General features: G+C 67.5%; 12 protein-coding genes. 8 read left to right on the forward strand and 4 right to left on the reverse strand.

What is annotated here, in order from left to right; all coding sequences use genetic code 11:
* Positions 1-347, reverse strand: a 347-nt coding sequence (locus tag NA4_RS31455; protein ID WP_218022475.1) for a hypothetical protein, incomplete at its 3' end; no start/stop codon positions are given.
* Positions 328-1,092 carry a FadR/GntR family transcriptional regulator gene (locus NA4_RS31460; RefSeq protein WP_084497638.1) on the reverse strand — a complete coding sequence of 255 codons (765 nt, stop codon included), beginning with the start codon at positions 1,090-1,092 and terminating at the stop codon, positions 328-330. The genes NA4_RS31455 and NA4_RS31460, both read right to left, overlap by 20 nt.
* Positions 1,093-1,541: 449 nt before the next feature.
* On the opposite strand from NA4_RS31460, the gene NA4_RS31465 reads away from it, so the two are divergent.
* Positions 1,542-1,808, forward strand: coding sequence for a hypothetical protein (locus NA4_RS31465; RefSeq protein ID WP_067478415.1), 267 nt, complete (start codon positions 1,542-1,544; stop codon positions 1,806-1,808).
* Between the two features lie 74 nt (positions 1,809-1,882).
* On the opposite strand, the gene NA4_RS31470 is transcribed toward NA4_RS31465, so the two are convergent.
* Positions 1,883-2,089, reverse strand: coding sequence for a hypothetical protein (locus NA4_RS31470; protein WP_067478440.1), 207 nt, complete (start codon positions 2,087-2,089; stop codon positions 1,883-1,885).
* 123 nt (positions 2,090-2,212) lie between these two features.
* Here NA4_RS31470 and NA4_RS31475 point away from each other — a divergent pair, with 123 nt between their 5' ends.
* The 3 genes from NA4_RS31475 to NA4_RS31485 all read left to right on the forward strand — a co-directional run bounded on the left by NA4_RS31475 (position 2,213) and on the right by NA4_RS31485 (position 6,347).
* Complete coding sequence (locus NA4_RS31475) at positions 2,213-2,881, forward strand: cyclase family protein (protein WP_067478418.1); 669 nt, start codon at positions 2,213-2,215, stop codon at positions 2,879-2,881.
* Between the two features lie 436 nt (positions 2,882-3,317).
* On the forward strand, positions 3,318-4,496 hold the full coding sequence (locus NA4_RS31480) for a DUF3089 domain-containing protein (protein WP_084497639.1): 1,179 nt from the start codon (positions 3,318-3,320) through the stop codon (positions 4,494-4,496).
* 414 nt (positions 4,497-4,910) lie between these two features.
* Positions 4,911-6,347 (forward strand): ABC1 kinase family protein, encoded by a 1,437-nt coding sequence (locus tag NA4_RS31485; protein ID WP_067478423.1) that lies wholly within the window; start codon positions 4,911-4,913, stop codon positions 6,345-6,347.
* A gap of 70 nt (positions 6,348-6,417) precedes the next feature.
* On the opposite strand, the gene NA4_RS31490 is transcribed toward NA4_RS31485, so the two are convergent.
* Positions 6,418-6,996 (reverse strand): DUF2165 domain-containing protein, encoded by a 579-nt coding sequence (locus NA4_RS31490; RefSeq protein ID WP_067478425.1) that lies wholly within the window; start codon positions 6,994-6,996, stop codon positions 6,418-6,420.
* A gap of 169 nt (positions 6,997-7,165) precedes the next feature.
* Between NA4_RS31490 and NA4_RS39645 the strand changes: the two genes are divergently transcribed.
* The 4 genes from NA4_RS39645 (at position 7,166) to NA4_RS31505 (ending at position 10,742) form a co-directional block, all read left to right on the forward strand.
* The gene (locus NA4_RS39645) at positions 7,166-7,486 is read left to right on the forward strand and encodes a DUF6412 domain-containing protein (RefSeq protein WP_245671673.1); all 321 of its coding nucleotides are present in this window, start codon (positions 7,166-7,168) and stop codon (positions 7,484-7,486) included.
* 125 nt (positions 7,487-7,611) lie between these two features.
* The gene (yidC, locus tag NA4_RS31495) at positions 7,612-8,565 is read left to right on the forward strand and encodes a membrane protein insertase YidC (protein WP_067478428.1); all 954 of its coding nucleotides are present in this window, start codon (positions 7,612-7,614) and stop codon (positions 8,563-8,565) included.
* Positions 8,566-8,640: 75 nt separating this feature from the next.
* Positions 8,641-9,657 (forward strand): FecCD family ABC transporter permease, encoded by a 1,017-nt coding sequence (locus NA4_RS31500; protein ID WP_245671674.1) that lies wholly within the window; start codon positions 8,641-8,643, stop codon positions 9,655-9,657.
* Between the two features lie 68 nt (positions 9,658-9,725).
* The gene (locus tag NA4_RS31505) at positions 9,726-10,742 is read left to right on the forward strand and encodes a FecCD family ABC transporter permease (protein WP_067478434.1); all 1,017 of its coding nucleotides are present in this window, start codon (positions 9,726-9,728) and stop codon (positions 10,740-10,742) included.
* Positions 10,743-10,890: the final 148 nt, after the last annotated feature.

Raw genomic sequence — 10,890 nt, forward strand, 5'->3', positions numbered from 1 at the left:
GGATTCAATTCCAGCGCCAGGCGATGCGGTCCGCGTTGTTCGTCCAGCCGCCACCACTCCAGGTACAAGGGGCGATCGGCGAGAACGCCGTCGGCCATCACCGCGCCGGCGCCCTCGAAGAGCCTTCCGTGCCGCTCGAGCTCGTCCACGATGGTGTCGCGCAGCGGTGCGAGGTCGGTCGACTGTGGAGCGGACCGCGCCTTTTCGATCAGACCCTCCCAGAGGGTTGTCAGCGCGGTCCCGATGGTCGCCAGCGACAGGTAGACCTCGTCGGCCAGCTTCGTGACGGCATGAGCGAGCGACTCGACGGTCACCGAGGCCGGAAAGTTATCGGTGTCCCTCATCATCACTGAGCTCCAAGCGTAGGGCGACGAGGCGGCGGATCCGAGCTTCGGTATGTGATTCTGCCAGCTCTCTGGCTCGGGCATCGTCTTCTCGTTCGATCGCGTCCACCAGGTCGCGAAGCGCGGTCGCCTCGACCGACGGATCCAGTTTCAGCCGCGGCAGCCAGAGCAAGGCGGAAAGCTCCGCCTGCAGAGCGACCTGGGCGCGGGTCAGCCGGGTGGACTGCGCGCACACCGCCATCTCGATATGAAACCGGCTGTCGGCCCGGCGTGCCGCGACGAGCTCGGTGCTGCCCTGCAGCCGCTCGGCCAGGGCGCGGAGCCGGGCTATGTCGGCGCGCAGCCCGCGGCGCGCGGCGAACACGGCAGCCGCTCCGGTGACGGCGAAGTGCTCGTCCCCCAGATCGCGCAGTTCCTGGATGCTCATCTGCTGCAACCGCGCCAGCGAGGTGTTCTCGAGGACCTGCGCCGAACCACGGATGAAGCTGCCGCCACCGCGTCCGCGCTTGGTGTAGACGATGCCCTGCTGCCGGAGCGCGGCCAGCGCCTCCCGCAGGGTCATCGTCGACACACCCAACTGGTTGGCGAGATCGGTCTCGCTCGGCAACTGCTGCCCATCCGCCATGACGCCGAGGCTGATCGCGGCCGACAGCCGCTGCACCACGGCCTCGGTCTTCGGACCGCCACCCTCGATCGGTGACAGTACGGCGCCGAGTGCGCTCAATCCGGCGCTCTCCTGGTTGGACAACGCGACTCCTCGGGAGGCGGGGGCAACACCATTCTAGCCACTGAAAATTGAATTATGAACTTTAAAGTTAGATGTTCACTGTCAATCTAGTTGCATTCGCAATCATTAGTCGATATGGCGGGTGGACGCCAACTAATCAGGGGCGAACGAAGGGCATGGTGAGCGAGGATTTACGGAATTCTTACCCTAGAAGCATTGAACTATGAAATCTAATGTCTTAGGTTCTAGGGGTGTGATCTGCCCAACCGGGCACCTCGATGCGTCACCGTCATGATCGAAGCAGGAACTCCCGATGTACGAGAACCCGACCAGGCCTAGCGAGCACCATCGGTGGCGCGTTCGTGGCCGTGCCGAGTCGGCAGCCGAGATGGTGGTGCACAGCCGGCCGCGGCCGGTTGGCAGCAGTGCCCGAATTCTCGGGGTGCACCTACGACTACGGGGGGTCGACGATGGATGACGTACGCCGCACGGAAGTCGACGGCCTTCGCGTGACCTGGGGCTTGCTTCAGCATCATCTGATCGCGATCGTCGCCGTGCACAACAAACACGACGCTTCGCCAGTAGTGTCCTTCAGCCCCGGCAACTATCCGGACCTCGTGCGAGCACGAGAACTCCATCCGGAACTGGCCAGGCTGTGGGACGCGGTCCGCCGCGAATTCTGGGAGAAACTCATCCCGCCGCAGCCTCTGGGGGCCAGGCGGCAGGCATGGGCATGACCTCGTAGCCGGTCGCCTCCGCCCGACCCGAGTGCCTGATGATCACGAGGCGGCCATGGTTCCCGGGTGGTCGGTCAGGGAAGCCGCACCAGCTGCCTGGACAGGGTGAATAGACGGCGGGCGAGCTTCACCACAGGGATGCCCAGCGGCAGCAGGATGATTGTCACGCACAGCAGCGCACCGACGAGCCACAGCACCGCCGCCAGGATTCCCAGCACCGTTCCGAGCACGGCTGTGAGGAGTCCCGCCACGACATCGAGCAGGCCCTTCAGCAGTCGCATGATGACCTCCTGGTCCCAGTCTGCTCTCATTCGGACCGGGGCGCACTCGGCGTGGAACCGACCTTCACCGGCACTCTCCCATCCCCGTCCGCCGCAGTGGGATCGGCCGGTACGGTGCCTAGCATGAGCAAGGCGATGGTCGAGCTGTCGCACCCGATCTCGGATGGCATGCTCTGCTATCCGGGCCTGCCTGGACCGCGGGTCAGCACAGCGTTCCCACGCGAGCAGTCGCCGCTGATCGACATGAGCTACGACATCACGCGCGTGGATATGGTCGGCAACACCGGGACCTACATCGACGCGCCCTCGCATTTCCACGCCGACGGTGCCGACATCGCCGAGCTGCCACTGGAACGGCTGTTCAACGTGCCGATCGTGATGATCCGTGTGCCCGGGACCCGTGTGGTCGGGCCGGATGTGCTCGGCGACCCGGCGTGGCTGTGGGGCAAGGCGGTGCTCGTGCACACCGGATGGTCGGCACGGTGGGGTTCGCCCGCATACTGGGGCCCCGGGCATCCATTCCTGGTCGGCGAGGTCGCGGACGCGCTGGTCGCCGCCAATGTGGCCGTGGTGGGGATCGACTCGCTCGACATCGACGACACGTCCCTGCCAACCCGCCCGTGCCACCACGCGCTGCTCGGCGCGGGAATCCCGATCATCGAGCAGATGACGAACCTGGCCGCGGTCCCCGACACCGGTGCCAGGCTGGTCGCGCTGCCGGCGCCGATGCGCGGGATGGGCTCGTTCCCGCTGCGCGTGATCGCCTGGACCGATCACGGCGTCGATAGCTGATCCAGCCCGGTCCGCGCCGGGCACGGCCTGCGGCGCACAGGTCAGCGGCCAGCCGGTCACCGAGGGGTGCCGCAATAGCTGTGGCTCAGTCGGGGTCGTCGGCGGCGCGCGTCGGCACCGTGACATTCGCGGCGGCGAAATCGGACAGATCAAGGACGATTTCGGCTATGCGGCGATCAGCGTCTTGCGGTCGAAGCGTTGCCCGGCGGTGGAATTCGCTTGGCACCTGATGCTCTCGTCCGCGGACGGCGGGTGGAGATCCGGCCGTAACGAGGATGACCGATATTGCTGTATCTTTCCGAGCACCAAGAGATTTTGGCCGCCTCATGTGGGCAGCCGGATTTCGCTGGGCTGACGCCGTCGAAGGCGTCCGAACGAGCGTTCGCGGTGTGACGGTAGACGCTGACGGTCGGGCGCGGAAGCAGTGAGGTGTGCGATGCGGGACAGTCGGTGGCGGCGGGCGGTTGCGGCCGCCGTGTGCGGAGTCGGGCTGTTGGCCGGGTCGTCGGTGAGCGCGGTGGCGGACCCGGGTGGTGACGCCGGTGTCGTCTGGTTGTGCAGGCCGGATCGGGCAGATGATCCGTGCCGGGGGAGCTCGGCGACGACGGTGCGGCGGGCGGGACAGCCCGACGTGCGCGAGGAACCCGCGCCCGCAGGGGATTCGGGGGTGGACTGCTTCTATGTGTATCCGACGGTGTCGTTGGAGCGGACGCCTAATTCCGACACCACCGTGACGCGGGAGGTACGGGCGGTCGCCGAGCAACAGGCGGCCAGGTTTTCCCAGCTGTGCCAGGTGTATGCGCCGGTGTATCGGCAGCGGACCGTAATCGCGCTGGCGACGGAGAGGTCCTACACCTCCGAGCAGCGCGCCGAGATGGCACGGATCGCATACGACGACGTGCTGCGGGCCTGGCGGCAGTTCCTCGCCGAGCGCGACGGCGCCAGACCGGTCGTGCTGATCGGGCACTCACAGGGTGCGCGCATGCTGCGCCAACTGATCCGGGAGGAGATCGAACCGCAGCAGGCGGTGCGCGACCGGATCCTGTCGGCGGTCCTGCTCGGTGGCAATGTGGTGGTGCCGAAAGGCGGTGACGTCGGCGGCGATTTCCAGTATCTCCCGCTGTGTCGCAGCGAGCGGCAGACGCGGTGCGTGCTCGCCTGGCAGACCTTCGGCGCAACCCCACCTGCGGACAGCCGATTCGGCCGCAACCCGATGACGCCGGAGCCGCTGCCGCGGCCGTACGGTCCGGACTACGAGATCGCCTGCACCAACCCGGTGTCGCTGGACCGCAATGAATCCCGCACCGCCGCAACCGTCCTGCGCGTCAGCCCGGTGCCCAGTCCACTCGGCGTCGAGCTGGCGCTGCGCCACGGGCCATCCGCCGTCGTCGCGCCGACGCCGTGGCTGATCCCCGCGGAACGGTACGGGCTCCAGTGCGTGCGCAGCGGCGACACGACAGCGCTGATGGCGACTCCGGAACCGGGCAGCCCCGGGCTGTACGCCGTCCCGGACGCGACGTGGGGTCTGCATCTGATCGACGTGGAGATCGCGCTGGGCGACCTGGTCCGCATCATGACGTCCCAGACCAGCGCCTATCACTCGGCGCACCGCTGAGCGGCATCCGATCCGAGGCGGGTCTGTCTTGCGGCGACCGCGCATGCCATCGCCGGGCACGACGACATCCCTGGGCGCGTCCGGCGGTGGATCGCCCATTGCGCTGCCGGAACTGGCTGATGCGGTGATGACGATCAGGGGCATTACGCGGGTGATGTTCCCGACAACACCGAGCTTGCCGCGGATCCGTCGGAGGAAGCCACCGGCGTGCCGGATTACGAATTGTGGCATATCCGGATCAGGGCGTGCTTCGCTCATCTGGTGGAGACGCGGGCATGAGCGAGCAAGCGATAAGCACAGCCGGGCACCCGCTCGTGCCGGAGCCGAGCGCTCGTGAGGCGGAGGCATGAGCGAGCGAACCATCTGCCCCGTCACGGCGATCGTGCCGGAGCCGAGCGATAGTAAGGCGGAGGCATGAGTGCCGACCCGCTGTCCGTCACTGCCGCGGCGCGCACCGAGCAGCGTCCGCCTGCCGAGGCGTTCGCCGTCGACCGGCCCCGGCTGGACGCCTTCGGTGTGCCCGAGGCGCTTCGGATGCTCGCCATCGCGCTGGTATTCGGTGTCGCTCTCACTCGACGGGCCATCGTGGAGGCTGCCCGGTCGGTGCTCGGGATGCGCGGGCGTGCCGGTCGGCGAACACGGCGGGAAGTGCTGGCCGACGGCGTCGTCGACGCTTTCGAACGTCTCGGCCCCATGTTCGTCAAACTCGGACAGTTGATCGCGTCGTCCTCCGGCGCGTTTCCGCGTGAGCTGTCCGACGCGTGTCTGCGCTGTCTCGACGATGTGCCGCCTTTCCCGGCCGCCGCGGCGAGGCGGATCGTCGAGCAAGACCTGGGCCGCCCGATCGACGAGATATTCGCCGAGTTCGACGACGTGCCGCTGTCGGCGGCCTCGGTCGCGCAGGTGCACGCCGGTGTGCTCGCTGACGGACGCGAGGCCGTGGTGAAGGTGCAACGCCCGGGAATCGCGCGCCGGATGATCGTCGATCTGCGTGCGGCGCTGGTGCTCGCGAAGCTGCTCGAACGGCGATCCGAGCACGCGCGGATCGCCAACGCGGTCGGCGTGGTGCACGACCTCTACGAGGTCACCGTGGCGGAATTGAACTTCCTGGTCGAGGCGGACAATCAGAGCCGCGTCCGCACCAACCTCGGCGCGTTCGGCGACAATACGGAAGTCGTTGTTCCCGAAGTGTATTGGGAGTTGTGCGGGCCGCGCACCATCGGTATGCAGCGCCTGCGTGGCGTGCCGCTCGACCAGTTCGACGTCGTCGGTGCGCACGCCGATCCGGAGCTGCTGATCCGGCGGCTGGTGAAAGTGTGGCTGGAAGGCGTTACCGTCCACGGCCTGTTTCACGGCGATGTGCACGCGGGGAATCTGTGGCTGCTCCAGGACGGCAAACTGGCAATGCTGGATTTCGGCATCGTCGGCACCATGTCGCCGCCGTGGCGCGCGATGGTCCGTGCGATGTTCTACGCCAGCGCCTTCGACGGAGATTTCACGCCGGTAGCGACCGCGCTGCGCGAATTGGATCTCTTCGCCGAGCAGAGCAGCGACGACACCGCGATCGGCAGGCAGCTCGCCATCGTGCTCGGACCGATCCTGTCCGGGGAGCTCGCGCGGCTGGACCTGAAGACGATCACTTCAGCGCTGCTGGATTTCGGCAAGCGGCGTGGCGTCGCCGGACCCGAACAGCTCATCCTGATGGGCAAGCAGCTGGGCTACTTCGAGCGGTACGCGGTCGCGCTTGCCCCCGGCTGGCAGCTGGGGCGCGACCTCTACCTGCTGCGCAATGTCTTTCCCGACGAGGTCGCGGCGAAGGCGGCGGAGCACGGCATCGAACTGCCCGACTGAGCTCACCCGGGCGGGAGCATGCCGTAGTCGGGAAGCGGACCGATCCGGCCGCCGCGCGAAAGCTGCCGTGCTAGCGCCTGGACAGTTCCGATGACGGGGGCGCGACCTGCGGGACGACCGATTCCGGCAGGTGTACGAGAATCAAGCCGACGGCAGCGATCAAGAAGTTCTGCAACGCAGCCGATGACGCATTCACCTCCTTGTTGGCCCACATGCGGAACCACTCACCGGCGACGGTGAGGAACCCGCCCGCGAACAGCAGCACCACCATGATCCAGCCCAGGCTCGACAGTTTGACCGCCACGCCGAGGCCGGCTCGAAGCCGGCGCGGCCGTCCGGTCAGCACCCGGACCCACACCGCCGCGGCGGCCAGCAGCACGAATGCGATCAGGAACTCCCAGATCACGATGAGGATGTAGGCGACAAGCGCGACATTGCCGTTCGTGATCGCCCGCCAGTCCGTGCCCGCGTGGTGGATCGTCGACCGCATCGACAGCACAGCGGCGACACCGTTCCGGTTGGTGTCGGTGTCCACGCAGTTGGTGACCGCGATGAACAGATAGTAGAACCCGGTGATCGCGGCCAGCGTCGCCACCGCCATCCATCGGCTACCGACTATGTCGAGAACCCTTGTAACTCTGTTCCTCATATGCCCTACCTCAGCTCGACCGGCATCGATGTCCGGCCCAGCAGGCGTCGCCGCCTGCGCGCACCCGATGTGAACGTCATTGCCGCAGTGCAGATTACCGCTGGCTTGCCAGAAGCCATACGGCTGTCGCGCCCGCGGGCGACACCAATGGTTCGGTATGCTTCTTCTCGTGGCACGGGTCTGGTCGCCTTTGTCCAGGGGGCTGAGTCTTGTTCAGCTGACCTGGGTGGCCGTGCTGACCCTTGTCGTCGCGGTGTCGCTGTTGGCCGATGGCCCTACCGCGGTCGTCGGTGCGGCAGTCGCGTTGGTTTTCCTGCTGGCCGTCACCGGGCATCGTGCCCGCTCGCCGCTGTTTTCACCCGGGCAGTCGGCGACCGGCCCCCAACGCGATGAACAGCGTCTGCGTGGCGCTTTCCGCCGACAGAGCGCCCCGGACACCCCAGGACGTCCTCGTCCACGAGCACCCGGACGGGTTCCGGCCGCCGCGTAACGCCTGACGTGCTGCGCGGGCTTCGGTCTTGCCCAGTTCCATTCCGGCGCGGTCCTTCCGACGACCGGCGTCGCTCCCGATCGCACGATGACGCGTGATGCGCTCGTGCAGTTACGAGGTGCTCGATGCTCGATTTCATCTACTACCCTGTTTCGGCCATCCTGTGGTTTTGGCACACAGCGTTCGGCGCACTTCTCGGGCCCGACAGCGGGTTCGCCTGGGCGCTTGCCGTGGTGTTCCTGGTGTTCACCGTTCGAATATTCCTGCTGCGCATCGTGATCGAGCAGCTCCGGACCGCCCGGCAGATTCGGGAACTACAACCCCGGATCAAGGCTCTGCGGAAGACGTACGCGGGGGACCGCATGCGCCAGGCGATCGAGATGCGGAAACTGCAGAAAGATCACGGCTTCAATCCCTGGATGGGATATCTGCCGATCCTGGTGCAGGCACCGGTATTTCTCGGTCTGTACCACGTTCTGCGTTCGTTCAACCGCACCGGAACCGGGTGGGGACAACTAGGGATGTCACCCGAAGCCAATGCGGCTACCCCGAACTATGTCTTCAGCGCCACCGGCGTTCAGTCGTTTCTGACCGCACGTCTGTTCGGTGCGCCGATTTCGGCGGCGATCACGACCCCGGACAGCATGCTGGCGTCGTTCGCATCCTTCGGCGGTGTCCCGACAACTGGCGCTATCGCAGCCGTCGCCATCCCACTGATGCTGATCGCCGGTCTGGCTACCCACTTCAACGCCCGCGCTTCGCTGGCCGGACAGAATCCGGGGGCTGTGCAGGATTCCCGCGTGGCGATGATGAAACAGGTGATGTTGTGGGTCTTGCCGCTCGGCGTCCTCGCCGGTGGGTCGTTCCTGGCGATCGCCATCTTGCTGTACTTGGTCAGCAACAGCGTTTGGACATACGGTCAGCAACACATCATTTCCGTCCGGACCAACCGCGAAAAGGCTCTTCCCGCAACGTCGGCGGTCGATCGTCGCGCCGCCACAGCGCCGAGACCTGGAGCTCGCCCGGTCAATTCCGAGAAGCCGGCAGGAGGTAGGAAGCGGCGCGGGAAAACCCGGTGACAGCGTGGCTGACCTGGGTTGGGAAGCCCGTCCTGTTTGACAGATTTAGGTCTGGCTAACTTAAGCTGCCCTCTCGTGACCTCGACTGATACGACCCGGAGCACCCCGATGTGGCGCCAGGTACCTGCGCTGTTCATCGGGTTCGCGGCGTTGCTGTTGTGCGTGGTGCTCAGTCTTGCCCTGGGGGCACGGTCGGTGCCCATTCCCACGGTCGTCGAGGCTTTGCTCGGCGCGGGACACAGTCGCGACGCCCTGGTGATCACCGGTCTGCGGGTGCCGCGGACGCTCATCGGACTGGCGGTCGGCGCCGCGCTCGGACTTGCCGGCGCGGTTGTGCAGGGTATTACCCGCAACCCGCTGGCCGCGCCGACCACCCTGGGCATCAATGCCGGCGCCGGACTCGCCGTCGTCACCGCGATCTACGCCTTGCGCCTGTCACATCCGGTGCAGTATGTGGGATTCGCCTTCGCGGGTGCGGCCGCCGCCGCGATGTTCAGCCTGGCGCTGGGGCGGCGGGCCGGTGACCTGGATCCGGTGCGCCTCGTCCTCGGTGGCACCGTGCTGCAACTGGTTCTGGTGTCGTGGACCTCGGCGGTACTGCTGTTCAGCGAGCGAACACTGGACGAGGCCCGGTTCTGGCTGGCCGGTTCGATCGCGGGACGGGATCTCGACGTGCTGGTGCCGATGCTGCCGACATTGGCCATCGGCGCGGTCCTGGGTCTCGCGATCGGTCCCGCGCTGAACACCCTCGCGCTCGGGGACGATTCGGCGCTGGCACTCGGTGTGCCGGTGGCGCGTATTCGATTCGCGGGAATGGCGGCGGTCGTGTTGCTGGCCGGCTCGGCGGTCGCGGTCGCTGGGCCGATCGCGTTCATCGGCTTGGCCGCACCGCATCTGGTGCGGTTGCTGGTTGGTGGTGACCACCGGCTGGTGATTCCGGGATGCCTGCTCGCCGGTCCGCTCTTGCTGCTGTCGGCCGATATCGTGGGCCGGCTCGTCGCGCGGCCGTCGGAAGTGGAGGCCGGTATCGTCACGGCATTCCTCGGCGCGGCGCTGCTGGCCGTGCTCGCTCGCCGGGCGGAGCGTCGATGAGCAACCACGGCACGGTGGGTCGAGCTGAGTCGGATCGGCTCGTATCGCAGAAGCCATTCTCTGGCAGCATGATTCGATCGGTCACCGATGCGCGCCGCCGCCGCGTCGTGTCGATCGGGGTCGGGTGCGGTGGGGTAGCGGTGATCCTGCTGGTGGTCGCGCTCTCCTCCGGGGAAGTGGACATGCCGGCGGCGACGGCGTTGCGCGCCGCACTCGGATTCGGCGACGCCGGGGACGTCTACATCGTCCAGCAGTTCCGGGCGCCGCGAGTGGTCGCCGGACTGATCGCCGGGGCCGGGCTGGCCATGGCCGGAGCTGTGCTGCAACGGCTCTTCCGCAACCCATTGGCCTCGCCGGACGTCATGGGTGTCACGGGTGGGGCCTCGCTCGGTGCGGTCGTCGTGCTCGCGGCCGGTGCCGCGCAGACGCTCATTCCGTTCGGTGCGCTCGCCGGCGGCCTGTTCGCGGCGGTGCTGCTCGGAGTACTCGGCCGGGCCGGGCTGCCGGTGGGCCGGCTCGTGCTGGTGGGGCTCGCCGTGCAGGCCGGGCTGGCGGCCGCGGTGAACCTCATCGTGGTGCGTTTCCCGAAAGAGCTCGCGGGGTCGGCGATGCAGTGGACGGCGGGCTCCCTCTACGGCCGCACCTGGACCGAGGTGCAGGGCGCCGCGATCGCCTCCGTTGTGGTGCTGGCGACGCTGTTCGTGCAGTACCGGACCCTGGCGGTGCTGGACCTCGGCGACGAGTCGGCGGGCACGCTCGGTATCGCGGTGTCGTCGGCGCGACTGCGGCTACTGATCACCACGGTCGCGCTTGCCGCGCTCGCCGCGGCGCTGACCGGGCCGATCGCCTTCGTGGCTTTGGCGGTGCCGCAGCTGGTGCGCATTGTCGCGGGCCCGCCCACCGCCGCCACCCTGGCCGTCACCGGCCTCCTGGGCGGGACGCTGCTGGTCGGCTGCGACCTGGCCGCGCAACATCTGCTGCCGGTCGCGGTGCCGGTCGGCGTCGTCACCGCCACGGTCGGCGCGCCGTGGCTGCTGATTCTCCTGCTGCGCGAAGGCAGCCCGGCCCATCGGAGGACAACATGAGCGAGCGAACAAAGGGCACAGCCGAGCTCTCGCTCGTGTCGGAGCCGAGCGTCAGCGAGGCGCAGGCATGAGCGAGCGCAGCGAGCGAACAAAGGGCACAGCCGAGCTCTCGCTCGTGTCGGAGCCGAGCGTCAGCGAGGCGCAGGCA

This window comes from Nocardia amamiensis NBRC 102102, from assembly GCF_001612745.1.
GTDB lineage: Bacteria > Actinomycetota > Actinomycetes > Mycobacteriales > Mycobacteriaceae > Nocardia > Nocardia amamiensis.

Excerpts from the sequence above, each read along its gene's own strand:
- NA4_RS31490 (WP_067478425.1), bottom strand. The coding sequence starts at position 6,996 with ATGAGGAACAGAGTTACAAGGGTTCTCGACATAGTCGGTAGCCGATGG.
- NA4_RS31475 (WP_067478418.1), top strand. The coding sequence starts at position 2,213 with ATGAGCAAGGCGATGGTCGAGCTGTCGCACCCGATCTCGGATGGCATG.
- NA4_RS31480 (WP_084497639.1), top strand. The coding sequence starts at position 3,318 with ATGCGGGACAGTCGGTGGCGGCGGGCGGTTGCGGCCGCCGTGTGCGGA.
- NA4_RS31485 (WP_067478423.1), top strand. The coding sequence starts at position 4,911 with ATGAGTGCCGACCCGCTGTCCGTCACTGCCGCGGCGCGCACCGAGCAG.
- NA4_RS31505 (WP_067478434.1), top strand. The coding sequence starts at position 9,726 with ATGATTCGATCGGTCACCGATGCGCGCCGCCGCCGCGTCGTGTCGATC.
- NA4_RS31465 (WP_067478415.1), top strand. The coding sequence starts at position 1,542 with ATGGATGACGTACGCCGCACGGAAGTCGACGGCCTTCGCGTGACCTGG.
- yidC (WP_067478428.1), top strand. The coding sequence starts at position 7,612 with ATGCTCGATTTCATCTACTACCCTGTTTCGGCCATCCTGTGGTTTTGG.
- NA4_RS31470 (WP_067478440.1), bottom strand. The coding sequence starts at position 2,089 with ATGCGACTGCTGAAGGGCCTGCTCGATGTCGTGGCGGGACTCCTCACA.